Source organism: Streptomyces tardus, assembly GCF_018101125.2.
Lineage (GTDB): Bacteria > Actinomycetota > Actinomycetes > Streptomycetales > Streptomycetaceae > Streptomyces > Streptomyces tardus.
The window spans coordinates 2,482,518-2,508,497 of record NZ_JAELVF020000001.1 but is presented as its reverse complement, the minus strand read 5'-3'; the positions used below and the strand labels follow the sequence as shown (position 1 = coordinate 2,508,497).

The following is a 25,980-nucleotide window of genomic DNA, read 5'->3' as shown; positions in this document are numbered from 1 at the left end:
GGCTCCCGCCAGACTGCCGGCATGAGCCCCGCCACCACACCGGAGTGGGAACGCCGGTGCACCGCCCTCCGGGAGGGCTTCGACGACCACTCCCCCGCCGAATTCCGCGCGGCCGTCGACGCGTTGACGGCCGAGCTGCCCGACGGCCGCCCGGCGGCCCTCATTGAGCGCGCCTCCGCCCTGGACGCGACCGACCGGGACAAGGAGGCCGTCGCGCTCTGCGAACGCGCGCTCGCCCTGCACCTGCCGGAGTACGGCCGCTCGGTCGCCGAGTACGCGGCAGCGGCCGGCCGTACGGACACCGGGCACGGCACCGCGGACACCGCGGCACCCTGACCCCGCGGCGGCCCCGCCGGCCCGCCCGCTCGCACGCCCGGACACGCACGCCCACACCCCGGTCTCGGTCCCCGGTCGCGGTCACCGGTCGCCGACCGGGGCGGCGGGCCGCCGCGGGAGGCACGCCCCGCCGCGGGTGCGCGCACGCCTCTACACTCGAAGCCCAAGCTGACGCAACACCTGGAGGCCCCCATGCGCGGCTCACCCGTCGTACTCGGCATCGAGTCGTCCTGCGACGAGACCGGTGCCGGCCTCGTGCGCGACGGGAAGCTGCTGGGCCACGCGGTCGCGTCCAGCATGGCCGAGCACGCGCGGTTCGGCGGCGTCGTACCGGAGATCGCCGCCCGCGCGCACGTGCACTCCATGCAGTCCGTGGTCGACAAGGCGCTCGCCGAGGCGGGCCTGTCCTTCGGCGACATCGGCGCCGTCGCCGTCACCTCCGGGCCCGGTCTCGCCGGGGCGCTCCAGGTGGGCGTCGCCGCCGCGAAAGGGTACGCGTACGCGCTCGACGTCCCGCTGTACGGCGTGCACCATCTCGCCGGGCACGTCGCCGCCGACACCCTGGAGCACGGCCCGCTGCCCGAGCCGTGCATGGTGCTGATCGTCTCCGGCGGCCACACCTCGCTGCTGCTGGTGCGCGATCTCGTCCGCGATCCGATCGTGCACCTCGGCGACACCATGGACGACGCCGCGGGCGAGTGCTTCGACAAGGTGGCCCGGGTCTTCGGGCTCTCCTACCCGGGCGGGCCGGCCATCGACCGGGCCGCGCAGTCGGGCGACCCGAAGGCGGTGGCGTTCCCGCGCCCGCTGACGGCGCCGCGCGACCGGGAGGACCGGTTCGCCTTCTCCTTCTCCGGGCTCAAGACCGCCGCGGCACGCTGGGCGGAGAAGCACCGGGCCGCCGGTCCGGAGCTGCCGGTGGCCGACGGCGCCGCCTCGCTCCAGGAGGCCGTGGCCGATGTGCTGACCCGCAAGGCGGTGGCCGCCTGCCGCGAGCACGACGTACGGACCCTGGTGGTCGTCGGCGGCGTCGCGGCCAACTCCCGGGTGCGCTCGCTGGCGCAGGCGCGCTGCGCGAGCGCCGGCATCGAGCTGCGCGTCCCGCCGCTGGGGCTGTGCACGGACAACGGCGCGATGATCGCCGCGGTCGGCGATCTGCTGGTGCGCTCCGGCGCGAAGCCCGCACCGCTGGACCTCGCGGTCGACCCGTCCGCACCACTGGAGTACGCGGCCCTGACCCCGCTGCCGCTCCCGGCCGCCGGCTGACCGCCGGACCACAGACGTACCGCCCGCCAACTCCCCGCATCCATCGGAGACTTCCGTGCGCACCGCCGACATCCGCAGCCGCTACCTCGACTACTTCGCCGAGCGCGGGCACACCGTCGTGCCCAGCGCCCCGCTGCCGACCCCCGACCCGACGCTGCTCTTCGTCAACGCGGGCATGGTGCCGTTCAAGCCGTACCTCACCGGCGAGGACCTCGCGCCGTGGAACCGGGCGACGAGCGTGCAGAAGTGCGTACGGACCCTGGATATCGAGGAGGTCGGCGTCACCACCCGGCACGGCTCCTTCTTCCAGATGAACGGCAACTTCTCCTTCGGGGACTACTTCAAGGAAGAGGCGATCGCCTACGCCTGGGAGCTGTCCACCGCCGAGAGCGGCTACGGCCTCGACCCTGACCGCATCTGGGTCACCGTCCACCACACGGACGACGAGAGCCGCGAGATCTGGCGCCGCGTCGCAGGTCTGCCGAACGACCGCATCGTGGCCCGCGGCGACGAGGACAACTTCTGGTCCATGGGCGTGCCCGGGCCCTGCGGCCCCTGCTCCGAGCTGTACTACGACCGGGGCCCCGCCCTCGGCCGCGCGGGCGGCCCGGAGGTGGACGAGGACCGGTACATGGAGTTCTGGAACCTGGTCTTCATGCAGTACGAGCGCGGCGACGGCCCCGGCAAGTCGGGCTACCCGATCCTCGGCGAACTGCCGCGCCGCAACATCGACACCGGTATGGGACTGGAGCGGATGGCCACCCTCCTCCAGGGCGTCGACAACCTCTACGAGATCGACGAGACGCGCCCGATCCTGGACCGCGCCGCCGACCTCACCGGCACCCGCTACGGCGCCGCCCAGGAGGACGACGTACGGCTGCGCGTCGTCGCCGACCACGTCCGCACCGCACTGATGCTGCTGGCCGACGGCACCGCGCCGGGGAACGAGGGCCGCGGCTACGTACTGCGTCGCATTTTGCGCCGGGCGGTGCGGGCCGTGCGGCTCCTCGGCCACCAGGACCCGGCGCTGCCCGAGCTGCTGCCGGTGGCCAGGGACTGCATGTCGCCCAGCTATCCGGAGCTGGTCGCCGAGTTCGACCGGATCTCCCAGCAGGCGTACGGCGAGGAGGACGCGTTCCGCACGACCCTCAAGCAGGGCACCGTCGTCCTGGACACCGCCGTCGCCGAGGCGCGCGCCGAGGGGGTGCGAACCCTCCCCGGTGCCAAGGTCTTCCAGCTGCACGACACCTACGGCTTCCCCATCGACCTCACTCTGGAGATGGCCGCCGAGCAGGGCGTGGAGGTCGACCGCGAGGGCTTCACCACGCTGATGAACGAGCAGCGCGAGCGCGCCCGCGCCGACGCCCGCGCCCGCAAGACCGGCTCCGGCGACACCACCGCGCTGCGCTCCGTACTGGACGCCAACGGGCCCACCGACTGGCAGGCGTGGACGACACTGGAGACCGAGTCCCGGGTCCTGGCCCTGCTGGGCCCGGCCGGCCCGCTGCCGGTCGCGGCGACCGGCGACATCGTCACCGTCGTCCTGGACCGCACCCCCTTCTACGCCGAGTCGGGCGGTCAGGAGAGCGATGCGGGCCGACTGACCGGCAGCTCCGCCGAGGCCGAAGTCCTCGACGTACAGCGGCCGTTGCCCGGGCTGGTGGTGCACCAGGTCCGGGTCACCGCGGGCGAGCTGGCGACCGGCGACACCGTACGGGCGGCCGTCGACGCCGAGTGGCGGCTCGGCGCCCGGCAGGCACACTCCGGCACCCACGTGCTGCACGCCGCGCTCCGGCAGATCCTCGGCCCGGCCGCGCTCCAGGCCGGCTCCTACAACCGACCGGGCTATCTCCGCCTGGACTTCCCCTGGCGCGGCGCGCTCGGCACCACCGTGCGCTCCGAGGTCGAGGAGGCCGCCAACCGCGCGCTCCGCCACGACCTGCCGGTCTCGGCGAGCTGGATGACTCTGGCCGAGGCCAAGGAGATCGGCGCGCTCGCCCTCTTCGGCGAGACCTACGGCGAAAAGGTGCGCGTCGTGGAGATCGGCGGCCCCTGGTCCCGCGAGCTGTGCGGCGGCACCCACGTCGAGCACTCGTCCCAGGTCGGCGTCGTCGCGCTCACCGGCGAATCCTCGGTCGGCGCGGGAATGCGCCGCGTGGAGGCGGCCGTCGGCGTCGAGGGCTTCGGCTACCTCGCCCGCGAACGCGATCTGGTCGCCCGTATCGCCGAGCAACTCCAGGCCCCCAAGGACCAGTTGCCGGACCGTGTCGCCGGACTCCTGGACCGGCTGAAGGCCGCCGACCGGCAGTCGGCGGAGCTGCGCCGCAAGGAGGCTGTCGGCCGGGCGGCCGAACTGGCCGCCGCGGCAAAGGACATCGGCGGCACCCTCGTCGTCACCGGCACCCTGGAGGGCGACGGCGGCACCGCCCGCGAACTCGCCCTCGCGGTGCGGGACCGGCTCGACGCCCGTACCCCCGCCGTCGCCGCGATCGGTGCGGAGGCGGAGGGCAAGGGCGTCATCGTCGTCGCGGTCAACCGCGCCGCCAAGGACGCCGGCACCTCGGCCGCCACCCTCGTCAGGGCGCTGCTCTCCGGACGCGGCGGCGGCAGCCCGGACGTCGCCCAGGGCGGTGGCCTGGCCGCCGTCGAGCTCCCCACCGCACTGGACCGGCTCCCGACCGTCCTGCGCTCCAACTGACGTACGCCGCGCGGCTGTCCACCCCCCGACGGGGCGTGGGCGGGCGCGCGGCTGCAGGCGCGGCAGGACGGGGGCCGCGTACGGGCAAGCACGTCAGGGCGGACGGCACGGGCTCCGTCAGGGCGGACTGTACGGGCGCGTCAGGCGGACGGTACGCACGTATCGGCAAGCGGGCCGGGCACGGCGGGCAGGTGGTACGGCATCCGACGGTGGGCGGGGCGAACCTCGCGCCCCGGCCCGCGCCCGTCTCCCCGAGGCGCGGGCCGGCGGGGTGTGTTCGGCCGGCACGAGGTCCGCGGCGCTCGGCGGTCCCCACCGCCTGCCCGGGCGCCCCCGCGCCCCGGGCCGCACGCCCCGACCTCGCCGTACTCCGGTCTCCCCAGCCGGAGTCACGACGCCTGCGGCCTCGACGCCCCCCATGCAACGCCGAGGCCGGTGCCGAGCACCTCCCCATCCCCGATCTAGAAGTATTTTCTAGATTGGCCGGAAGAGCAAGCCCGGAACAGAGAGTGCGCCGGGGTCGCTGTTCACCCAACCGGACAGGCACTCCGACCCGTTGCCCGACAGTCGCGGCAACTTGCCGCGCGTGAGGGGCAGTTGCACAGCAGGCCGCGGCACGATCCCGGCGATACGCGGGGCCGGCGCAGGGCCCGGCGGCACGCGGGGCCGCCGCGGGACCGGCCGAACACAGGACCGACGCGGGGCCGGCGGGGCCGCGCGACCCCGACGCCACGCGGCACCGGGCGCGGGGCCGGGGCGACGCCAGGCATTGGGCGCCCGGTGGCGCGTCGTTCAGTCGTGCGCCGGCCGGGTGTCCGCCGCCCCGTCCAGCAACCGCGCTACGTGGGCGCCCAGTTGGGCACGGAGCTCCTCGCGCGGTACGCCGTCCTCACCGACCAGGCGCTCGACGAGATCCGCCCGCACCGCGGCGAGCAGGGCGTGCGCGGTGAACGAGGCGTGGCCGCTCCCGGCCCACCCCGGCAACTGTTCGAGCACGGACTTCAGCAGGCCGTGCCAACTCCGGTAGTGGTCCGCCGCGTACGGGCTCGCGCCGCCGGACTCCTCCAGCGCCAGGGCGAGATGACGGTTGTCGACCTTGAAGCAGAGCGCGGCGTCCAGCAGTGCGCGGACGCGTTCGCGGGGCGGGGTTCCGGGTCCGAGCGGGGGCGGGCCGGTCTCGACGGCCTCCCTGAGCGGTTCGAGCCGCGCACCGTAGAGCGCACGGAGCAGTCCCGCCCGGTCGCCGAAGGCGCGGAAGAGAGTTCCCTTGCCGACACCCGCCGCCGCCGCGATGCCGGCCATGGTGACGTCCTCGGGGCTGCCGCCTTCCGCGAACAGGGCGTCGGCAGCGGCGAACACGGCCTCCCGGTTGCGTACGGCGTCCCTGCGGGACCTGGGCTCGGGCACGGGCTCTCCCTCTTGCAAAGCGGACCACTGGTCCGTATCTTTAAAGCGGACCTACAGTCCGGATTCTACGAGAAGGGCCCGCCCATGCCCACACCGTCCACTCCCGACCCCTCCGGACCGCACCGGACCGACCCGTCCGCAGCCGACCCGTCCTCCACCTGCTCGCCCACTGCCGACCCGTGCGCGTCCGCAGCCGGCACCGTGCTGGTCACCGGCGCCTCGGGCACCACCGGCTCGCGCGTGGTCGCAGGCTTGGCGGCGGCGGGCGTGCGGGTACGCGCCGCGACCCGCCGGGGGACGCCTGTCGCGGGCGCCGAGAGCGCGGTCTTCGACTGGTACGACCCCGACACCCACCCGGCTGCCCTCGACGGCGTCGACCGGATCTACCTCGTCGCCCCCACCGGCGACCCCGAACCGGCCGCCGTCGTACGGCCGTTCCTGCGCAGGGCGCGCGAGAGCGGGGTGTGCGCCGCGCGGTGCTGCTCAGCTCCTCCGCGATCCCCTCGGGCGGCCCCGCGCTGGGGCAGATCCACCTGGCTCTGCCGGAGTTCTTCGAGGAGTGGGCGGCGCTGCGACCCTCGTGGTTCATGCAGAACTTCCTGCACGCCCCGCACCCGCACGCGGTGAGCATCCGCGAGGAGGGCGTCATCCGCACGGCGACCGGCGACGGCCGGGTGGGCTTCGTCGACGCGGACGACATCGCCGCGGTCGCCGTCCACACCCTGTGCACGGAGGCGGCCCCGGCCGACGAGTTCGTCATCACCGGGCCCGAGGCGCTCAGCCACGACGAACTCGCTTCACTGTTCACGGAGTTGACCGGCTCGCGGGTGACCCACCTGAGACTGTCCGAGACGCAGCTGGCCGAACGGCTCGCGGCCACGATGCCGAGGGAGTACGCCGAGGTGCTCGCCCGTCTGGACCTGGCCATCGCGGCAGGAGCCGAGGACCGGGTGAGCGACACCGTCCAGCGGCTCACCGGCCGTCCGCCGCGCAGCTTCCGCTCACTGCTGGCGCAGCACAACCGGTGAACGGAGCGTCCGCACACCGCAGTTGGCGCCCGTCACCGCACCCTCGCCGCTGGACGCCCGGCGCAGGAACCGGCGGCTCCGCGCGGCCCGGACAGCCGGCCGCCGGAGCACACCCGACGGCCGTACGGGCACGACCCGCCTGCCCAACCAGCCTGCTCAGCGCGTGAGTTCGGCGAGCAGTTCGGCGCCCGTTCGGGTGCGACCGTCGCCGCTCTCGGCCTCGCGGACCAGGGCGATGAGGCGTTCGTTGGCGGTGGCGCGCTGCCCGTGGCGGGCCGCGAGCGTGACGATCTCCCCCTGGAGGCTGTCGATCTCGGTCGTCCGGCCGCGCTGAAGGTCCTCCCACATGGAGCTGCGGGCCTGCTCGTCGATGGCGAGCGCGGAGGCGGCGACCCGCCGGAAGACTCCGTCCGGCAGCCCGAGCAGGGTGGGCGTCAACCGCGGTGCGACGAGCCCGAGTCGAGCCGGGCGGATGCCCGCGGCCCGGTAGGCGGCCAGCGCCTCGCGCTGGAGGACGGCCAGGCAACGGCGGTGGTCCCGCTGTCCGAGCTGCTCGCGCAGCGGCAGCCCGGAGAGCGCGTTGAGCGCGTTGTTGAGGTTCATCAGCAGCTTGGCGTACTGCACCCCGCGCATGTCGGGGTGCTGCTGCGCCGGCAGCCCGGCCCGGCGCAGCACCGCCGCCAGCGGCGCCGCCTCGGGCCCGGCGTCGAGAAGCAACTCCCCGCCCGAGCCCTGGTGGTACGTGCCGGGCTCGGTCTGCACGATGTTGTACGGGACCATCCCCGCCACGACCGTCCGCTCGGCGCCCAGAACCGACCGCAGCGTCTCCGCGTTCCGCAGCCCGTTCTGGAAGCTGACGACGACCGTGCCGTCGCTCAGATGCGGCGCCAGCTCGCGCGCCGCAGCCTCCGTACCGGCCGACTTCACGGTCACCAGCACACAGTCGGCGCCCGCGACCGCCTCGGGGCCGGCCGCGGTGCGTACGCCGCCCGGCTCCACCAGCGTCTCCGGCTGCCCGCCACCGGTCAGCCGCAGCCCCTTCTCGTCGAGCACGGCCATCGCGGCGGCCCTTCCGATCAGCGTCACCTCGGCGTGCGGCGCGAGCCGGCCGCCGAGTTGGCACCCCACGCTGCCGGCGCCGAGCACGGCGATCCTCAACCGTCGACCCGCGTCCATCGCTTCACCGTCTGCCATGCCGCCGATCCTCCCCCAGTCGGCCCGCCCGGCCCCCGGGGGTGGGAACGGCGGGCCGGGTGGGGCCGGAGCGCGGCCGGTTGTCAGTGCCGGGTCCTAGCCTCGGAGGAACAACGGTCGGCGGCGGGTCTCCCGTCGCCGGGGGCGGGTGGAGGAATGGTCGTGACCGAGGAGTGGTGGCAGCGGTTCGCCCGCGAGCGGCTCGGCGGGCGGGAGGTGCCGAGCGATCTGCGGGCCCTCGGCACGGCGCGGCAGCAGGGCGGACGGCATCCGCTGGAGGAGTACGGCATCACGCTCCTGGAGCCGGACGCGCAGCACCCTCTGACGGACGTCAGCCATCTGACCGAGCAGGACCGCGCCAGCGCCGACATCATGGCCAACTGCGCCGCGTTCGAGCAGATGGCCGCGTATGTCAGTGTCGTCGCCCTCGACGACAACAGCGGCTGCATCGGCTACTGGCACCACCCCGACCAGTCGCCGGGGTCGCCCGTGCCGATCGTCATGATCGACTCGGAGGGCTCGTACCGGACGCTTGCCGGGCGGAGCTTCGTCGAGGCGTGCCTCGACGAGATCGCCCATGACGACGACGAGACCTACCGCGGTCTGGCCGCGCAGCTCGCGGCGCTCGGCATATCCGTGCCGGGGTCCTCGACGGAGGACCTGGAGCTGCTCACCCCCGACCCCGACCCGGAAGAGGTGCACCACCGCTTCTACACCGCGGAGCGGAGCCGTCGCGGCCTCCCGGCTTAGGTGCTGGTGTTCGGACCTCGCGGGACCAGAGGGGCAGGTCAACTACCCTGTGTTCAGGGCTGGTTGGGCCCCGGAGTGCTCAGCGGGGGTTCGGCGGGCTGCGTCCTCGGCTGCGATTCGGCGGGATCGCGCACCGCGGAGGCCGTATGAGCCGTCGAGCCGTTCGCGGCGAGGTGCGGATCCGGTGGCCGATCGACGCAGGTGACGCGGCACGCGGTGCCATTGCCGGGCGCAGGCCCTCTGGACACCGTCCGATGTGCCGGGTTCAATCCGTCGCATCCTCGCCGTCTCCGGGCCCATCGGTGCGAGGGCGTCAACGGGGAAGAGCGCGGAGGAAACTGCATGTCGCTGACCGAGCGGTACGCCTACTACCTGGCCGTTTTCCAGAAGGTCGCGCAGGGACAGATCCGGTTCGCACTGCGCGCCGGTGACCTCGGCACGCTGCGCACCTTCGAGCTGCGCGAGGACGCGCGCGGGGTGTGGGCGGAGGTCGTCATCGAAGTGCGCGGCATCGTCGGCCGCCCCTACGAGCGCAGCACACGGATCATCGACGCCACCGAGCATCCCCCGGAGAACCCACCGGACTTCGCCGCCACCCTGTTCGCCGCCGATGTCGTGCAGGAGGACCTGGACACCCCAGGCCTGCGGCAGCAGTGGGGCGACGGCTGACGACCCGCGAGTCACGGGCCCCGGAGGGCACGGAGCCCCCGGCGCACACGCTGTGTCCCTCGGCACGCCCCTGCTCTGTCCGCGCGGTGCGTCAGCCGCGCGGAGGCGGGACGGGGCGGGCTACCGGCGTGCACGCCAGAGGTCGCGAAGAAGCGCGATCTCGGCCATGTGGTGGATGAGTTCGAGATTGACGCCCCACAGGACGTCGACATAGCGCTCGTCGGCGTCGGAGGCGTACGGGTACCGGGAGAAGCCGACGGTGTCCAACTGCTCGTCGGTGACGCTCTCGGCGGCGGCCCGCCAGCGGTCGACGGACGCCCGGAAGCGCGCGACGGCCAGAAAGGCGTCGGGGGTGAAGTCGACCATCAGCCGCGGATCCCTGCGCCGTTCGCCGAAGGTCCACTCCCAGCCGCCCTCGAACTGGACGTGCAGATGCCCAAGCCGCCAGGCGATGGTGGTCAACGGCGCGACATCGGGTTCCACCGGGCCGGTGTGGCGGAGGACCTCGCGGACGCGTTCGACGCTCACGCTCCAGTCCTGCGCGATCTTCTCGACGCTCATCCCGCTCTCGGCCTGCCGGGCGACCTCCTGGTACTCGCTCCCGGGGATGTCCGGCACCTCCCGGTCCAGCAGCCACTCGCCCGGTCCGAACGCGCAGGGGGTGCGCGCCTGGGCACGGGGGCGCACGGACCAGCAGCCGGGCACCGGCTCCCACAGGTACTCGTCGTCGCCGAGACCGGTCAACCGCACCTCGGCCATCTCCCTGGCCCGATCGAACTGGTCGAGCATCAGGCGCAGTCGCTCGGGCCGTAGGTCCTTCATTCCCACGGTTGCACTCCTTCCGCGGCCACGCCCTCGGCAGCCGCCCGGGGAGGCTAGCGACCGCCCGAGCCACCCGCGACTGCTTTTCGCGGCGCCGAAGCCCGTCGGCGCGCACGCTCACGGCACCCGAACCGCGCTGCGTGCCGCACCGGGATCGCCGCTCAGACGCGCGGTCCGCGGAAGGCGGAGAACGTGAGCCAGAGGGCGGCGAACCCGCAGCACACGGCGGGGAGTTCGGCATCCGCGAGCCAGAACAGCGCGACCAGCATCCAGGCACGCAGGGCGAAGGAGAGCAGCGCTCGGGGAGTGGTCGGCGGAGTGGTGTCCATGTGCCTTCTCCTTCGCGATGGTGGCCTCCGCCCGGTTCGCCGAGCGGACGCGGGCGGATCCGTCGGGCCGAACAGGCGGCGGAACCCGGCGGCGCGGGTCAGCGGGTCAGCGGGTCAGCGGGTCAGCGGGCGAGGAAGTACAGGACGGTGGTGGTCGCGGCGATCACCAGCACGGTGCGGCGCAGGAGCGCGGCCGGGAGGCGGCGGGCGAGGTGCGCGCCCCCGTGCCCGCCGACGACGGCGCCCACCAGCAGGGCGAGCAGCAGCGTCGGACTGCCCTGGACACCGAAGGCGAGCAGGAAGAGCGCCGACGCACTCAGGTACATCGCGGCGAGCTGCACGATGCGCGTCGGATTGCCGGTGGCAGCGTCGATCCCCAGCCCCACGCTCCACAGCGACAGCATCAGGATGCCTACGGCTCCGCCGAAGTATCCGCCGTAGACACCGAGGACGAACTGTGCCGCGCGCACGGCGGGTTGGCTCATGCGGACGGGCCGACCGGCGAGCGCGCGGAGCATCCGGGGCAAGCGGTTGCCGAGCGCGAGCAGCAGCGTGGCGAACGCCAGCAGCCACGGCACGGCCGCCTCGAAGGACGCCGAGGGGAGGGTCAGCAGCAACACCGCACCGACCGCCCCGCCGAGCACACTCGTGACGGTCAGGGAGCGGGTCGAGACCGCCGCGCCAATCCCGGCCTCGCGGCGGCTGACGAAGGCGGAGGCACAGGCTCCCGGCGTCAGGGCGATCCGCGAGACGATGTTCGCCTCCACCGGCGGCACGCCGAAGGCGACCAGCGCGGGCAGCGCGACAAAGGTGCCGCCGCCGCCAACCGCGTTCAGCGCACCGGAAAGAAGGCCCGCGAGCAGGACCGCAACCGTGACATCCACTCTCCGAGGATCACCCTGCGGAGCGGAGCCGCACAATGCGCAATCCCCGAACTCAGCCTTAGGCTGGAGCAGAGGCTTACCGGCCGCAAGAGCCGGCAACAGCGCCGGAGACGGCCCGTACACGGCGGCCGGGACAGCACCGGCGGTGCGGACCTGGGAGAGGCTGACCGATGCGGTACGACCTGGACGATCTGCGGCTGTTCCTGCACACCGTCACCGAGGGGTCCATCACCGCGGGCGCGCGGCGGATGCGGTTGAGCCTGCCGTCGGCCAGCGCCCGGATGCGCGCGCTGGAACGGCACGCCGGGGTCGAGCTGCTGGTGCGCGGCAGGCGCGGCGTACGCCCCACACCCGCCGGTTCGACCCTGGTCCGCTACGCACGCGAAGTGCTGGATCGCACGGCGGAGTTGGAGAGCGCGGTGGCCGGCTACGTACGGCCGTCGACCGCTCCGCTGACCCTGCTGGCCGGGGGTTCGGCGATGCACCGGCTCGTCCCCCGGGCGCTGGCCTCGTTCCTCCGGGAGCATCCGGACGTGGATGTCACCGCCTCGGAGAGCCGCACGCCGCACACGATGCGCCGCCTCGCCGAGGGCGGGGTCGACCTCGGGATCGTGCTGGACGACGAGGTGCGGGAGGGCGCCGTCCCCCTGGAGATCCTGGGGGACGACTCGCTGGTGGTCATCGGCCGCCGCGGCGGGCCCCTGGCCGGGCGCTCGGCGCTCACCAACGACGAGGTCGCCGAGCATCCCCTGGTGGGCCTCAACCCCGAGTCGTCACTGCGCCGCTGGATCGAGGCCCATCTGGAGCCGCACGCCGTGGCGCCCCGCTACCGCACCACGGTCGCGGGGCTGGGCGCGGTGGTCTCACTCGTACTGGCGGGAGTGGGCCTGGCCGTCGTACCGCGACGCACCGTCGGGTCCGATCTGCCCCTGGACATCTGCGAGTTGCGTGAGCCGTGGGCACGTCGCACCCATCTGCTCGCACGTGGGATCTCCGCTCCGCCGCACGCCAACGCGGGCACCCCGACGCGGGCCTCGACGTCCGTCTCGACGACGGTCGACGCGCTCGCCGACCACATCCGCCGCGCCGCACACGCCGAACCGGAACCGTCCTTCCGCCACACCGAAGACCCGCACGGCAGCGGCGGGCACGACAGCGGGACAGACGGGACCGAGGGGACCGAGGGGACCGAGGGGACCGACGACCGGGACGGCTCGGACGGCGGCGGAGGCGGAGCTGCCCGGAAGCGCTGAACGGCCCCGTCCGCCCGCGGGCGGGCACCTCAGGAGTCACGGGGCGGACGGGGCGGCACGTCAGGAGTCACGGGGCAGGCGGGCGGACGGGCGGGCAGCCGGGCAGACGGACGGCTCAACGTTCCCGCAGTGCGAGCAGCGCGCTCCACGCGTCCAACGGGCCGTGGAACAGCTCCTGTTCGGGCTCCGCGGATCGGCGGAGCAGATACCCGGTGGCGCGGAAGGAGAGCTCGCCCCACGGTTCGCAGACGTGCAACCGGTCGAGCTCCCAGCCGCGTTCCTCGCACACGATCCACGGCACCACGGCCGTGCCCGGCGCCGGCGCCTCCGCCAACTCCCCGCCCACAGCGGCCTGTTGTACGACGCACTCCTCGATCGCCGGCGATTCGGCTTCGCCCGGCGGCATCACCCGAAGGGTCGAAACGTCGTCCGCCGCGTCCGTGCACCGGTTCAGCCGGTCCGCCAACGCCTGTCGGCAGCCCCAGAGTTCGGCTACCACCGAGAGACCGGCCCGCAACTCCCCGCCGATCGCGACGCCGTGCGCGCACAGCCCGCAGATCGCGGCCTCGATGGCCGCCTCCTGCTCGCCGATGGCTGCCCACTCCTCGGCCGCCGCCTCGGCCCCGGGCAGCAGCGCCACCGCTGCCCGCCACACCGCCTGCTCGGTCTCCCCCTCGCCGCTCTCCCACGTCACGCCGTCAGCGTAGCCACGGACCGTCCCGAACGCCCCGGCCCGTCCTCGGCCTCCGCGTCCCCACGCGGGGCAGGACCCGTCTCACCTTCGTGCAGAGCGGTTACGGGGACGAGGAAGGGGACAGCACCGCCCAGCACGAGGCGGGTTGGCTCGGCAGCATCGCCGAGCTGCGACGGGTGAACGAGCCGGGCGCGGAGTGGACCCCGCTCGTCACCGACCTCCCGACGACGCCGGAGACACCGGGCGGCGAGCATTCGCCCGGCTGAGCCGCAACGCCGTACGCCCGTACACCCGGCCGCCCGGCCGCCCGGCCGCCCGGCCGCCCGGCCGCCGCGACGGACGTACGGCTCCCCGCGACGGACGCCCGGCCCCGGGGCCGGGCGACGGGGCCGTTCCGGTCAGGGGGCGGTGGGGAGCTGGGGCAGGCCGTAGGCGTCGGCGATCAACTCGTAGGAACGCAGCCGGGCGTAGGCGCTGTGGGCGTTGACCGTGAGCATCAGCTCGTCGGCGCCGGTGCGCTTGACCAGCTCGTCCAGCCCCTCCCGGACACGGTCCGGCGTGCCGTGCACGACATTGCCCAACCAGGCTTCGGCATAAGCGAGTTCACCATCGGTGTAGGGATGGGACTCGGCCTCCTCGGGGGTCGGCACCAGACCCGGGTTGCCCCGGCGGAGCCGGATCATGGAGAGCATTCCGGTCATCACCTGGCGCCTGGCCTCCCGCTCGTCCTCGGCCGCGAGGGTCGCGACACCGATCTTCGCGTACGGCCGGTCGAGAATCGCCGACGGACGGAAGGACTCCCGGTAGAGATCGAGCGCCGGGACGGTGTTCTGCGCGGAGAAGTGGTGGGCGAAGGAGAACGGCAGCCCCAGCGAACCGGCGAGCTGCGCGCTGAAACCGCTGGACCCCAGCAGCCAGATCTGCGGCCGGTCGGACGACTGCACCCCGCCGGGCGAGGTGCCCTGCACCGGCCCCGGAACGGCGTGGATGCGGTGGTAGCGGTGGCCGGAGGGGAAGTCGTCGTCGAGGAAGCGCGTCAACTCGGCGAGCTGCTGCGGAAAGTCCTCCGCGCCCTCGCGCAGCCGCTCGGTGCGGCGCAGCGCGGCGGCGGTCGCTCCGTCCGTGCCCGGTGCCCGGCCGAGCCCGAGGTCGATCCGGCCCGGCGCGTACGCCTCCAGCGTCCCGAACTGCTCGGCGATCACCAGCGGCGCGTGGTTGGGCAGCATGACCCCGCCGGAGCCCAGCCGGATCCTGGTGGTGTGCGCGGCGAGGTGCCCCAGGATCACCGCGGGTGAACTGCTGGCGATACCCGGCATCGAGTGGTGCTCGGCGACCCAGTAGCGGGTGAAGCCGCGCCGCTCGGCGAGCCTGGCGAGGTCGACCGAGGTGCGCAGCGCCTCGCTCGCGGTGCTGCCGGCGCCCACGGTGGCCAGGTCCAGCACGGAGAGCGGCACCGGGGCGCTGCCGTGTGCGGTGCCCCGCACCCGGTCCTCGCCCTGGGCGGGCCCGCGCGCGGACTCCCCGCCCGCTCCCCGCTCCTCGGCTCCGCGAGGGGCGTCGCTGCTGTTCCTGTCGTCGGTGCCGGCCATCTGGCCTTCCTTTCCGCTGGTGCGCCCTGGCGCGCGGCACAGGCACTTCCCGGGCGCGCGACTACACCGGGCCAACCACCGGGTGCGGCATCCCTATTCCGCGCCCGAGGCGCCGCCCGCTGTAGGACGGGTCACAGAGGTCGCTCGGGCCGCAGAGGTCGCCGGATGTCAACGAGGGTCCGTCGCACACAGCGGGCCACCCCGCCGGACGCACGGCACCGCACACGCCGGGCCACGGCACACGCCGGGCCACCGCCGACGGCGGGGTTTCGGAGCCCACGCGGGACGGCGGGGGCGGCGGGGAGCAGCCGGGCCGCTCCCGCTTCGGGCTCACGCCTCCAGTCGACGGCGCCACTCCAGGGGCGAGAGAAGGATGGCCCGGTCCGGGCTGCCGTCCCAGTCGCTGGTGAGGCCGACCGACTGCGTCGCGGCGACAACCTCCCGGCCGACGGCGACGGTGGTGCTCTCCGAGCCGTCGAAGCCGCCGTAGTGGAGCGTCAGCCCGCCACCGCCCGCCGCGCGCTCGGTGGACTGGGTGTGGAAGTAGACGAACCCCGGGCTGCCGGGGGCGCGTTCGGCGCCTATCTCGGCGTTCCCGCAGGTGCGGCAGCAGGTGAAGTGCTCCCGGGCGGTGATGCCCGCAGCCTCCAGAGCGACGAACGCACGGGTGAGCCGCTCGGGGTCCGTCTCGCCCCGCCAACCGGCCTGCTCGGCGAGCCGCTCCTGCCATCTGCGCTCGACCAGCGCTTGTGCCGCGCCCTCCGGCAGCGAGCCGTCGATCTCCTCCTCCAGATGCTCCTCGACGAGCTCCAGCAGGTCCTCCCGGTCCGCATAGCCCGCGAGCAGCGCCTCCCGGATGCGCTCCTCCAACTCCTCGCGCTCCTCGGCGTCGAGCTCGTCGAAAGCGGAGAGATCGTCAAGCGCTGCGGGGTCGTCGAGCGTTGCGGGAACGTCGAGCGTTGCGGGAACGCCGTCGGGGCACTCGGGGCCGCGGACCTCGGTGGCGTCCGCGTCGAGGGGCGTCCACTCCAGCCCGGTGTCCCATCCCGGTGAGCGGCGCGCCCAGCCCCCCAGGGCGGCGACCACCGGCTCCGGGCGGTCCACCGAGGTACGGAAGTGGCGGCCGGCCGTGCCCTCGCGGTGCTCCAGCCTGTAGTCGCCACCGGACTCGTGCCAGAGCTGGGCGAACACCCCGGCCTGCTCCGGAGCGCGGCCGAGCACCAGGAAGCGGTCCGCACGCGCGCCGATCCGCCGGACCAGCCGACCCAACTCCTCGGCGGAGACATGCTCCAGCCGCTCCCCGCGCTCGGTGTCCACCGTGATCTCCAGCATGTCGCCGACCCTGCCACGCCCCACTGACACCGGAGCCGCAGGTCGGACCATCGGCCGGCGGCGGGCGGCGGGCCCGGCACGGGTTCGGCTCCGACTCGCGCCGCGGCCCGGGCGCTCGCACACTCGGAGGATGGAGAAGTTCTCGCTGGAGGCACAGGGCAGGGAACTGCTCGCGGACGCGGGCGCGGCCGACTCCGGGCGCAGCGCGAAGACGGTCTACGGCGGCCACGAGCACGTACTGCGGCAGACTCTGATCGCCCTGCTGGAGGGCCGCGAACTGACCGAGCACGAGAGTCCGGGCGAGGCCACGCTGCTGGTGCTGCGGGGTCGCGTACGGCTGCGCGGCAAGTCGGCCGCCTGGGAAGGGGTCGCACGCGATCTGCTGGTCGTCCCGCGCGAGCGGCACAGCCTGGAGGCGCTGGAGGACTCGGTCGTCCTGCTCACCGTCGCCAAACCGGGCTGACCTCCGCCCACGCCCCCGGACCCCGGCGTCGACCGCTCGACGGGCGGCAGCGGCGGGCAGGTGATGTCGGCGAGTTCGGGCACGAGGGCATTACGAGGGCACGCGCCGCGAAACGGAGTTGGCGAGAATTTCGCGAACGCGGGCATAGACAGCGGGAGTCGGCGACGTCTGAAGGGTGAACCACTGGCCACCACCTCTTCAGGGAGTCCGCACATGACCGAGCACCGTCTCGTCCACACCCGTCGGCACGCCGTCCGAGGAGCGGCAGCCGCCGCGGCCGTCGCCGCGCTGCTGCTCGCCGCAGCCGCCCCGGCCACCGCCGCCCAGCTCCACGGCCACCCGACCGAACGCGCCGGAATCGAGGCCGGCCCTGCGGAGGCCGAGGGAGCGGCCTCGGTGCGCGGCGGGCTGGAGGTGATCGAGCTGGAGCCGTACGAGGCGCTGGACATCGCCGACGACTGGCAGCTCGGACTGCTTCCGGAGGGCCGGCAGAACTATGTCCTCTCCTCCCCCGAGCAGTTCGAGGAGAGCGTCGAGAGAGCCAAGCAGCAGATCGGCGACGACATCCGCCCCGACAGCACCAGCCTGCACGTGAGCAGTGAGCAGGGCCAGGTCCGACTCATCGCGGGAGCCTGGCGGTTGGCCGAGGCACCGATGGAGATCACGGTGTACACCGAGGACGGGATCGGCTACGCGGCGCAGCTGGTGCAGCTGCCGGGCAAACCGGGCTGGGGCACCTTCCACCTGGACGCCTCCGGCATCGAGGGCCTGGAGAGCTTCGACGTGGTCGCCAAGGACGCCGACGGCAAGGTGTTCTCCCGGCACCACCACACGTCCGTGGGCGGCGTGAAGTAGCAGACGGGGCAGGGGAGTCGGGCACGGAACCGGGGCGTGTCCGACTCCCCCGCCGTACGGGCGCCCAGCGGCGCCCGCGAAGTGCCGAAGTCACGGACCGGACGTCCGAAGTGTGGAGTTGCGCAAGGGTGAAGACAGACACGGAGGACGACTTCCGGTCGTTCGTCACCAGCCGCTGGCCGCGAATGGTGCGCACCGCGTACCTGCTCACCGGGCACCACCAGGACGCGGAGGACCTGGTGCAGACGGCGCTGGTCAAGGCGTACACCCGGTGGTCGCGGGTGCGGGAGTCGCAGGACCCGGACGCCTATGTCTGGCGCATCATGATCAACACGAACATCGACAGACTGCGCCGGCTCCGGCTGCGCGAATGGCTCACCCACTTCCTGCCGGACACCGCCGGCCCGGACAGCACCGATCAACTCGCCGAGCGCGGCGTGGTGTTGGCGGCGCTGCGGCAACTGCCGCCGCGCCAACGGGCAACGGTGGTGCTGCGCTATCTGGAGGACCGCAGCGAGAGCGAGGTGGCGGCGCTGCTGGGCACGCACGTCGGCACCGTACGGAGCCAGACCGCCAAGGCGCTCGCCCGGCTGCGGCGGGAGCTGCCGGCCATGACAGCGGCGGGGCAGCCGTGACGGCCCGGAGGCACGAGGGCGCGCACGGAACCGGCGACGCGCGGGCGCGACGGGACGCGCACAGTCGGCGGGACGCGCACGGGCACGGCACCGCACGAGGGTGGCGGGACGGAACGGAGGAGCACGTCATGGAAGAGGAAGGTCGGGCGAACAGGTCCGAACTCGACGCGCTCGGTACGGCGTTGCGCGACGAGGCGGACGGCGTCCGTGCGGGAAGTCCTCCGGTGGAGGCGGTCCTGCGGCGCGGCAGGTCGCGGCGGGCACGGCGCCGGGCAGCGGCGGGCGGGGCCGTGTTCGGCGTCGTCACGATCGCCCTGGCCCTCACCGCGGGCCCGCGGCTGCTCACCTCCGAACCGGCCCCGCCGTCCGCCACCTCCACCGCCGACGACGGTGACGGTGACGACCGTGGCCCGGAGGAACGGGACACCGACACCGACCGTCCCGACAGCGGTACCGCGAAGCCTCCGACTCCCGTCGCACCGACGGTGGTTCAGCCCGACGAGGCGTACCCGGTGCCCGGCGGCGGACGCCTCGCGCTGCTCTCCACCGGCACCCACAACTACCTGCTGGAGCCGGGGCAGATGGACGAGGAGGAGTTCGCCCAGCGACTCGATGCGCGCCGCAGCCCCGCGATCGGCGACAACATCCGCCCGGACAGCATGAGCGGCTCGTCGACGGGTTCCACCGGCCGGATGTGGGGCGCCTGGCGCCACGAGGGCCCGCTGACCATCACCGTGAAGATCGGCGGCGAGGAGTACCCGGCGGACCTCTACTCCCTTCCCGGCAAGCCCGGTTGGGGCGTCTACCACGTGAACGCCGAGGTGGAGGAGGGCGTCGACAGGTACACCGTCACCGCCCGGGACGCCGACGGCGAGGTCTTCGACGTGCTGAAGTCCTGACGTCCGGGCCGCACCCGGCGGGCGGCGGACCGCGGCCGTGAGCGGACCGGTCGAGCCGAGCGGACGGGCCGGACCGGTCAGACCCGTCGGACCCGTCAGACCCGTCGGACCCGTCGGACCGGGTCGGGGCACCCGCGGGGTTCTCTAGGGTGGCCCGATGAACGCACCTCGTGCACAGGACGGTTCGACGCCGAACGGCCCGCCCGCGAGCGGACCCGACACGGGCGCGACAGCCACCGGCTCGACGACCCCGGACCCGACGGGCCCGAGCGCCACCAGCCGGGGCGGCGGCGAGCAGCAGGTGCCGGTGCCGGTGGACCGTCCCACCGCGCGGGTGGTGCTGCTCGACCCCCAGGACCGGGTGCTCCTCTTCCGGAGCATCTCCGAGCGCTCCGGGGAGGTGCTCTGGTTCCCGCCGGGCGGCGGGGTGGAGCCGGGCGAGAGCTACGAGGAGGCGGCGGCCCGCGAGCTGCGCGAGGAGACCGGGCTGACGGATGTGGAGATCGGTCCCGAACTCTGGCGCAGGGAACCGGTGTTGCCGTGGAACGGCGTACCGCACCGGTTCGTCGAACGGCACTTCCTGGCGCGTACGGAGCGCTGCGAGATCGACACCGGGGGCTTCAGCACGCAGGAGCGGCTGAGCATCCACGAGCACCGTTGGTGGACGGGGGACGAGCTGCGCGCCGTCCACGCGCTGCTCGTCCCCCGCGATCTGCCGGCCCGGCTCGCCGAACTGCTGGCGAACGGACCGCCGGACACACCACCGCTGATCGAGACCTGAGAGGTCCGGCCGGCCGGCTCGCACAGGCGCGAACGGCCCGGACCGGTACGGGCTCGCACGACCCGTACGCGTGCGATCCCGACTGCGGCGTGCCGCCGGGTCAGCTCATCCGGTCGCGGATCCAGACGCCCGCTTCCTTCAGAACCTCGGGACCGGCCCACGGGCCGCCCGCGTTGCAGGTGCCCTCCTTGAAGACGGCGCCCGAGCGGTGGTCGTCGGAGAAGTTCCAGTTGATCCAGCTGATGTTCTTCTGCTCCATCAGGTCCAGGTAGCGCTGGGACATGTCGAAGTCGTTGGCGTCCTCACCGGCGTGGTCCTGGGTGCCGAACTCCGTCACGAAGATGGGGAGTTGGTCGGAGGCGCGGTCGAGCGCGGAGAGGTAGGAGTCGCCGTGGGAGGCGGCGTAGAAGTGGAAGGTGTACATGATGTTGTCGGCGTCGACCGGGTCGTTGACGATCTCCTGCTCGTCCGCGCCCTCGGACAGGCCGAGCGAGGACCAGGCCCGGGTGCCGACCAGTACGACGCCGTCCGGGTCGCCGGCGCGGACCGCCGGGATGACCTCTTCGGCGTAGGAGCGGATTCCCGACCAGCCGACGCCGTTGGGCTCGTTGGCGATCTCGTAGATCAGGTTGTTCTGGTCGCCGTGGCGCGCGGTGATGTCGGTGAAGAACTTCTTGGCGCGCTCGGTGTTGTGGTTCGGGTCGCCGGGGGTCAGCTGGTGCCAGTCGACGACCACGTACATGCCACGCTCGGTGGCCTGGTCGATGATGCGGCTGGCCAGGTCGGTGAAGCCCTCGGGGTCGGTCTCGTAGCCGCCCTCCTGGACATAGGTGGAGACCCGCAGGACGTCTGCGCCCCAGTCGTCGGCCAGTGCGTCGAGCGAACCGTCGGTGACGCACTGGGAGTACCACTGCGTGCCGTGCGTACTCATGCCGCGCAGCTGGACGGGCCGGCCGTCCTCGCCGCAGAGCTTGGTGCCGCAGACCTCCAGGCGGCCGTGCTCGGCGAACGCGGTGCCCTCCTCCGCCGCGGCGGGGGCGGGCCCGGCCGGCTTGCCGGTCGCGGGGGTGTCCGCACCGGCTGCGGCTGCGAGCCCTGCCGAGGTGCCGGCCGCCAGCAGCGCGGCGGCGCCGAGCAGCGCTCCGAGGCTTCGCGAGCGGCGGTGCGGCCGGGCGGTGTCGGACCCGGCGTCCGCGACGGCGTCGGGACGGCGTGGGGGGAGGCTGGAGCGCATGAGACTCCGTTCCGCCGGGCTACGGCACGCCCGGCTGCGAGAAGCGGGGGGATTGGTCTGAACCTAAGGCGGTGATCGCGGAGGGTCAAGGTGCGTGCGCGAGTTGCACAGGGAGGGCGGAGGCGGCCACCGCCCGACCGACCCCCGCCCAACTCGCGCCGGAGCGACGCTGATTGCGGGTGCGCGGCGGAACGGGGGAGAGGCCGGAGGGGCCACGCCGGCCCGCGACGGGGTCGAGTTTCGGACAGTCACGCAGGTCGCGGCACCGAGCGGGGCGCCGCGACAGCACACCGAGACCAACCTTCCGCTCATTTCCGACAAATGCACATGTCCACTCAGAACCCTCAGAGAGCATCAAAACGCCATCGCGGAGTGACGTTGCGGTGCACGTTCGTCGCAGCGGGTCCACGCCAGATGACGAGGCGATAACGCTGCGCCCGCCACGGTCGAGAGCGGAGCCGGGGCGTGGGTAGAGTCGGCCAACCGCGACCCCAGGGTCGTCGCACATGTCCCCGGCCCTGGTGGGTGTTTGTCCGTTTATGGCTGAAGACTGGGTTTCCAACGCCTTGTTCGGCGTCCTCGTTGCCGTCTGGGTCGGCTACTTCCTGCTGATCTCACTGCGTCGCAGTCGAAAGACTCAGAAGCGACACAACGCCTGAAACCCTCGCAGTCCGGGTTCACTGCCCGGGCTGCCCGCCGAACGGCCCGCCCGCGCGCCGTCGCACCGACCCCGAGTCGGACGACGCGACCGGCGGGCCGTCCGACGTTCGGGGCCGACCCGCGTCAGACCGGCCGGGCGCAGTCCGGCGGCCGACCCGAGCCGCACGCAGGTCGGCGACTGAACGCACGGGCCGGCGCGTACGTACGACACAGGGCGCGGTGGTGCCGGCACCTGGCCGCCGGCACCACCGCGCCCCGGCGTGCGCGCCGGACGTACGCGCACCGGCGCCCGGGCACGGGACCCCGCGCCGCGGCGTCGGACCGCACGGGCTGATCCGTCTCCGGCCGCCGACGCGCCCGCATCCGCGCACCGTGGGCGGATGCGACGGGCGAAGCCTCGGACTTGCAGCGGCAGCCTCCGGGGCGCGGCGGCGGCCGCCGGCCACACCCGCGCCCGTTCCGACCGGTGTTTCGCTCCGCGCAAACCCTGTTGCGCTCCGGTCGGCCGCTGGGCATGGTCACGTGCACAAGACCGACGAGGCAGACCACTTCCTCGGCGACTGGAGGTTCCCACCGTGTACAGCTCCGACGCCCGTACCGTCGAGGAGTTCCCCGTGGCCGACAGGGGCGCCGGCCCCTACGGGCTCACCGCGGGGCCCGACGGCGCGCTGTGGATCACACTCGTGCACGCCGGGAAGATCGCCCGGTTCTCGACCGACGGGGAAGGACCGCCCCGAACCACCGTCCACGCCCTGGACGGCGCCCCCGACTGCCTGCCGATGATCATCACCCCCGGGCCGGACAGCGCGCTCTGGTTCACCAGGTCCGGCGACCACCGCATCGGCCGGATCACCACCGACGGCGAGGCCGTCTCGTACTCGCTGCCGACTCCGGACTGCGGCCCGTACGGCATCACCTCCGCCGCCGACGGCGGGCTCTGGTTCACGATGATGAACGCCGACCGCGTCGGTCGGCTCGACCCCGCGGACGGCACCGTCGACGAGTACGCGCTGCCCGTCGCGGGCGGGTTCCCCTCGATGATCTGCGAAGGCCCGGACGGCGCCCTGTGGTTCACCCTCAACCGGGCGAACGCCGTCGGCCGGCTCGCCCCCGACACCGGCGAGGTGGCACTCCACCCGCTGCCGACCGCCGACGCCGGACCGGTCGGCATCGCCTGCGACGGCGAGGCCCTGTGGTGCGTCGAGTTGACGGCCAGTCAGATTGCACGGGTCACGACCGGCGGACGGGTCGAGGAGTTCCCGCTCATCGACGACGCATCCAAACCGCACGCGATCGTCTCGACCGGCCCCGGCGAATGCTGGTTCACCGAGTGGGGCGCCAACCGCGTCACCCACCTCCGCGCCAACGGCGCCACCACCCCGTACGCGCTCCCGACACCCTCCAGCGAGCCGCACGGCATCGCGGTGGGCGCGGACGGCGCACTGTGGACCGCACAGGAGACCGGCACCGTCACCCGCATCACGGCCTGAGCCCCGACGGGCAGGCGCGTACGCGGGCGTACGGGCAGCGCGGGCGCACGGACCCACGGGCAGCGCCCGCGGGCACGGGAGCGGGCGCGGCTGCACACGGGTGTACCGCGGGCGCGGCTGCGTACGTGGGCACGGGCGTACGCAGCCGCGTGCGCAGAGGCCACGGCGGGGGCGGACGCCGCCGCGCGCACGCGTCCGGTTGTGGTTGGCTCGGGCGACAGCCGGCCGGTCCTGCGGGCGGCCACCACCAGGAGGAGAAGGCCGGGATGGCGAGGACCAAGGAACGCGGCGCGCTCACCGCCGCCGAACTCAACCGGGCCACGCTCGCCCGCCAACTCCTGCTGCAACGCGTCGCGTTGAAGCCCGAGGAGGCCGTCGTACGGCTTGCCGGGCTCCAGGGCCAGGCGCCCGCATCCCCGTACCTCGCGCTGTGGAACCGGATCGTCGACCTCCAACCGGAGGCCGTGGACGGGCTGTTCGCGCGCGGCACGCTGGTACGGGCGACTCTGATGCGGATGACGCTGCATGTCGTGCACCGCGCGGACCACCCGGTGTTCCTCCAGGCGATGCAGGGCACCCTGCGGGCTCGGCTCGGACATGAACGCTTCCGGTCCTCCGGCGTCACCTCCGGCCAACTCGACGCGCTCCTCCCACAGTTGCTCGACCATCTCGCCGAGCCGCGCACTGTCGCCGAGTTGCAGACGTGGCTCTCCGCCCACTTCACCGAGGGCCCCGCCGACCCTCCGGCCGGGACCGCGGGCCCTGCCGACTCCGAGCGGGCGAGCGAGGCGGTGCGCGGGGCGCTGTGGGCAGCGCGGCTGGTCGCTCCGCTGCTGCGCACCACCGACTCCGCCGAGCCCTGGTACTTCCGTACGGCGGGCAGCGTCTCCTACGTCGCCTCCACGGCACGTCCCGACCCGGACGACGAGGCGGCGGGCGACGAGGCGCTCGGCGCACTGCTGTTGCGCTACCTCGGGGCCTACGGCCCTGCGTCCGTGGCGGACGCCGCACAGTTCCTGACGGTCCCGCGGCGGCGGGTGCGGCGCGTGCTGACCGGGCTCGAAGACGCGCTGGTGACCCGGCGAGGCCCCGGCGGCGAAGAACTCTTCGACGTTCCGGACGGCGAACTCCCGGACGGTGAACTCCCCGCGCCTCCAAGGCTGTTGGGCATGTGGGACAACGTGCTGCTCGCCCATGCCGACCGCAGCCGACTCGTACCGCCCGAGTACCGGCGGGTGATCACCCGCGTCAACGGCGACCAGCTGCCCACGGTGCTCGTCGACGGCAGGGCGGCCGGCGTCTGGCGCCCCACCGGGCACGGCGTCGAGGTGACCGCCTTCCACCCGCTGAGCGAGGCCGACTGGGAGGGCCTGGCCGCCGAGGCGTGCCGCCTGGACGGTTTCCTCGCCGACCGCGAACCCCTGGTCTACCGCCGCTGGTTCCACTGGTGGCCGAAGCTTCCGGCCGGCCACGTCCGCACCCTGCCCGGAGACTGAACCCGGCTCGCCGCGCTCTCCGACGACCGGCCGCGAGCACGCACCTCTCCCGCCGCAGTCCAGCCGCGCACCGTCCACTCGCGCGCCGTACGCTCACCACCGGGCACGCCCGGCACGGCTCCGACGGGGACGGCTCCCCCGGCACGACCGCGCCCGCCGCCCGCCCGTACGCTCCCCGTCCGCCCAGCCCGTCCCGGAGGAACCGCGATGACCCCGACTGCCGTCGTACAGCCCTCGGACGTCACCCACCGACTGGTGCCCACCCCCGCGGGCCGGGCCCATGTCGCCGAACTCGGCGCCGGGCCACTGGTGTTGCTGCTCCACGGCTTCCCGGAATCCTGGTACTCCTGGCGCCGTCAGCTGCCCGCGCTCGCCGCCGCCGGCTACCGCGCGGCGGCCGTCGACGTACGGGGCTACGGGCGCTCCTCCCGCCCGGCGGACATCGCCGCGTACGGGCTGCGGTCACTGGCGGAGGACAACGTCGCCATCGTGCGGGCGCTGGGTGAGGAGAGCGCCGTCGTGGTCGGCCACGACTGGGGTTCGCCGATCGCGACACACTCCGGGCTGCTGCACCCGGACGTCTTCCGCGCCGTGGGGCTGCTCAGCGTTCCCTACTCACCGCCCGGCGGCCCGCGCCCCAGCGACGTCTTCGCCCGCATGCGCGAGGACAGCGGGCCCGGCAGCGACGAGTTCTACGTCTCGTACTTCCAGCAGCCCGGCCGCGCCGAGTCCGAGATCGAGCCCGACGTGCGCGGCTGGCTCGCCGGGATCTACGCCGCCCTCTCCGCCGAGACCATGCCGCCGCCGGACGGTCCGCACCCGCTCTTCGTCCGCGAAGGCGGCACCATCCGCGAACGCCTCCCGCACAACCGGCTGCCGAGCTGGCTGACCGAGGCCGAACTCGACTACTACGCGGGCGAGTTCGAACGCACCGGCTTCGGCGGCGCGCTTGCCCGCTACCGCAACATGGACCGCGACTGGGAAGACCTCGCCGACCTCAACGGCGAGGCCATCACCCAGCCCTCACTCTTCCTCGGTGGCGCCCTGGACTCCTCGACCACCTGGATGGGTCGGGCGATCGAGGCCCACGCGCACACCCTGCCCGGCCTGCACCCCGCGTCCCGTCTGCTCGACGGCTGCGGCCACTGGATCCAGCAGGAGCGCCCGGAGGAGGTCAACGAGACCCTGATCCAGTGGCTCGGCGACCTGGACCACC

At 73.7% G+C, this 25,980-nt stretch carries 24 protein-coding genes and 1 pseudogene; 16 read left to right on the top strand and 9 right to left on the bottom strand.

Translation table 11 applies throughout. From position 1 onward, the window contains the following. Positions 1–21: 21 nt before the first annotated feature. From JGS22_RS10710 to alaS, 3 genes are all read left to right on the top strand, one after another. Entirely contained in the window at positions 22–336 is a 315-nt protein-coding gene (locus JGS22_RS10710; protein ID WP_211041414.1) for a tetratricopeptide repeat protein, read from the top strand. Between the two features lie 192 nt (positions 337–528). After that, positions 529–1,602, top strand: a complete 1,074-nt coding sequence (gene tsaD, locus JGS22_RS10705) for a tRNA (adenosine(37)-N6)-threonylcarbamoyltransferase complex transferase subunit TsaD (protein WP_211041413.1) — start codon at positions 529–531, stop codon at positions 1,600–1,602. Between the two features lie 55 nt (positions 1,603–1,657). After that, positions 1,658–4,300 (top strand): alanine--tRNA ligase, encoded by a 2,643-nt coding sequence (alaS, locus tag JGS22_RS10700; protein ID WP_211041412.1) that lies wholly within the window; start codon positions 1,658–1,660, stop codon positions 4,298–4,300. 792 nt (positions 4,301–5,092) lie between these two features. Here the strand turns inward: alaS and JGS22_RS10695 are convergent. Next, the gene (locus tag JGS22_RS10695; RefSeq protein WP_211041411.1) at positions 5,093–5,707 is read right to left on the bottom strand and encodes a TetR family transcriptional regulator; all 615 of its coding nucleotides are present in this window, start codon (positions 5,705–5,707) and stop codon (positions 5,093–5,095) included. An 84-nt stretch (positions 5,708–5,791) separates the two neighbouring features. On the opposite strand from JGS22_RS10695, the pseudogene JGS22_RS10690 reads away from it, so the two are divergent. After that, a pseudogene (locus JGS22_RS10690) lies at positions 5,792–6,735 on the top strand (NAD(P)H-binding protein). Between the two features lie 156 nt (positions 6,736–6,891). On the opposite strand, the gene JGS22_RS10685 reads toward JGS22_RS10690, so the two are convergent. Beyond that, entirely contained in the window at positions 6,892–7,929 is a 1,038-nt protein-coding gene (locus JGS22_RS10685) for a 2-dehydropantoate 2-reductase (RefSeq protein ID WP_236073112.1), read from the bottom strand. A gap of 162 nt (positions 7,930–8,091) precedes the next feature. Between JGS22_RS10685 and JGS22_RS10680 the strand changes: the two genes are divergently transcribed. Together JGS22_RS10680 and JGS22_RS10675 are read left to right on the top strand one after the other, a co-directional pair. Then, positions 8,092–8,679 carry a hypothetical protein gene (locus JGS22_RS10680; RefSeq protein WP_211043586.1) on the top strand — a complete coding sequence of 196 codons (588 nt, stop codon included), beginning with the start codon at positions 8,092–8,094 and terminating at the stop codon, positions 8,677–8,679. Positions 8,680–9,021: 342 nt separating this feature from the next. Continuing rightward, positions 9,022–9,348, top strand: a complete 327-nt coding sequence (locus JGS22_RS10675; protein WP_211043588.1) for a hypothetical protein — start codon at positions 9,022–9,024, stop codon at positions 9,346–9,348. Between the two features lie 120 nt (positions 9,349–9,468). Here the strand turns inward: JGS22_RS10675 and JGS22_RS10670 are convergent, their stop codons facing one another. The 3 genes from JGS22_RS10670 to JGS22_RS10660 all read right to left on the bottom strand — a co-directional run bounded on the left by JGS22_RS10670 (position 9,469) and on the right by JGS22_RS10660 (position 11,383). Next, entirely contained in the window at positions 9,469–10,170 is a 702-nt protein-coding gene (locus JGS22_RS10670; RefSeq protein ID WP_211043595.1) for a DinB family protein, read from the bottom strand. A 161-nt stretch (positions 10,171–10,331) separates the two neighbouring features. After that, positions 10,332–10,499: a hypothetical protein gene (locus JGS22_RS10665; RefSeq protein ID WP_211043590.1), complete on the bottom strand. Its 168-nt coding sequence runs from the start codon at positions 10,497–10,499 to the stop codon at positions 10,332–10,334. A gap of 122 nt (positions 10,500–10,621) precedes the next feature. After that, positions 10,622–11,383, bottom strand: a complete 762-nt coding sequence (locus tag JGS22_RS10660; protein WP_211043592.1) for a sulfite exporter TauE/SafE family protein — start codon at positions 11,381–11,383, stop codon at positions 10,622–10,624. Positions 11,384–11,553: 170 nt separating this feature from the next. Between JGS22_RS10660 and JGS22_RS10655 the strand changes: the two genes are divergently transcribed. After that, the gene (locus tag JGS22_RS10655; RefSeq protein WP_216814936.1) at positions 11,554–12,636 is read left to right on the top strand and encodes a LysR family transcriptional regulator; all 1,083 of its coding nucleotides are present in this window, start codon (positions 11,554–11,556) and stop codon (positions 12,634–12,636) included. A 115-nt stretch (positions 12,637–12,751) separates the two neighbouring features. Here JGS22_RS10655 and JGS22_RS10650 read toward each other — a convergent pair whose 3' ends face one another. Further along, positions 12,752–13,330 (bottom strand): hypothetical protein, encoded by a 579-nt coding sequence (locus tag JGS22_RS10650; protein WP_211041962.1) that lies wholly within the window; start codon positions 13,328–13,330, stop codon positions 12,752–12,754. An 89-nt stretch (positions 13,331–13,419) separates the two neighbouring features. Here JGS22_RS10650 and JGS22_RS10645 point away from each other — a divergent pair, with 89 nt between their 5' ends. Beyond that, positions 13,420–13,596 carry a hypothetical protein gene (locus JGS22_RS10645; protein WP_211041961.1) on the top strand — a complete coding sequence of 59 codons (177 nt, stop codon included), beginning with the start codon at positions 13,420–13,422 and terminating at the stop codon, positions 13,594–13,596. Between the two features lie 132 nt (positions 13,597–13,728). Here the strand turns inward: JGS22_RS10645 and JGS22_RS10640 are convergent, their stop codons facing one another. Together JGS22_RS10640 and JGS22_RS10635 are read right to left on the bottom strand one after the other, a co-directional pair. Further along, positions 13,729–14,919: an LLM class flavin-dependent oxidoreductase gene (locus JGS22_RS10640; RefSeq protein WP_211041960.1), complete on the bottom strand. Its 1,191-nt coding sequence runs from the start codon at positions 14,917–14,919 to the stop codon at positions 13,729–13,731. Between the two features lie 330 nt (positions 14,920–15,249). Further along, on the bottom strand, positions 15,250–16,251 hold the full coding sequence (locus JGS22_RS10635; protein WP_211041959.1) for a DUF6891 domain-containing protein: 1,002 nt from the start codon (positions 16,249–16,251) through the stop codon (positions 15,250–15,252). Positions 16,252–16,381: 130 nt separating this feature from the next. On the opposite strand from JGS22_RS10635, the gene JGS22_RS10630 reads away from it, so the two are divergent. The 5 genes from JGS22_RS10630 (at position 16,382) to JGS22_RS10610 (ending at position 19,884) form a co-directional block, all read left to right on the top strand. Then, positions 16,382–16,714, top strand: coding sequence for a cupin domain-containing protein (locus JGS22_RS10630; RefSeq protein WP_211041958.1), 333 nt, complete (start codon positions 16,382–16,384; stop codon positions 16,712–16,714). Between the two features lie 213 nt (positions 16,715–16,927). Continuing rightward, complete coding sequence (locus JGS22_RS10625) at positions 16,928–17,569, top strand: hypothetical protein (protein ID WP_211041957.1); 642 nt, start codon at positions 16,928–16,930, stop codon at positions 17,567–17,569. A gap of 128 nt (positions 17,570–17,697) precedes the next feature. Continuing rightward, positions 17,698–18,204 carry a SigE family RNA polymerase sigma factor gene (locus JGS22_RS10620; RefSeq protein WP_211041956.1) on the top strand — a complete coding sequence of 169 codons (507 nt, stop codon included), beginning with the start codon at positions 17,698–17,700 and terminating at the stop codon, positions 18,202–18,204. A gap of 128 nt (positions 18,205–18,332) precedes the next feature. Continuing rightward, positions 18,333–19,103 (top strand): hypothetical protein, encoded by a 771-nt coding sequence (locus JGS22_RS10615; RefSeq protein WP_211041955.1) that lies wholly within the window; start codon positions 18,333–18,335, stop codon positions 19,101–19,103. A 157-nt stretch (positions 19,104–19,260) separates the two neighbouring features. Beyond that, positions 19,261–19,884: an NUDIX hydrolase gene (locus JGS22_RS10610; RefSeq protein ID WP_211041954.1), complete on the top strand. Its 624-nt coding sequence runs from the start codon at positions 19,261–19,263 to the stop codon at positions 19,882–19,884. Positions 19,885–19,984: 100 nt separating this feature from the next. Here JGS22_RS10610 and JGS22_RS10605 read toward each other — a convergent pair whose 3' ends face one another. Then, positions 19,985–21,118 (bottom strand): glycoside hydrolase family 5 protein, encoded by a 1,134-nt coding sequence (locus JGS22_RS10605; protein WP_211041953.1) that lies wholly within the window; start codon positions 21,116–21,118, stop codon positions 19,985–19,987. 1,235 nt (positions 21,119–22,353) lie between these two features. Between JGS22_RS10605 and JGS22_RS10600 the strand changes: the two genes are divergently transcribed. The 3 genes from JGS22_RS10600 to JGS22_RS10590 form a co-directional block, all read left to right on the top strand. Next, positions 22,354–23,268 carry a Vgb family protein gene (locus JGS22_RS10600; protein ID WP_211041952.1) on the top strand — a complete coding sequence of 305 codons (915 nt, stop codon included), beginning with the start codon at positions 22,354–22,356 and terminating at the stop codon, positions 23,266–23,268. Between the two features lie 266 nt (positions 23,269–23,534). Then, entirely contained in the window at positions 23,535–24,764 is a 1,230-nt protein-coding gene (locus tag JGS22_RS10595; RefSeq protein WP_211041951.1) for a winged helix DNA-binding domain-containing protein, read from the top strand. Positions 24,765–24,971: 207 nt separating this feature from the next. Beyond that, positions 24,972–25,980 (top strand): alpha/beta fold hydrolase (locus tag JGS22_RS10590; protein WP_216814935.1); only part of this gene is annotated, 1,009 nt, incomplete at its 3' end.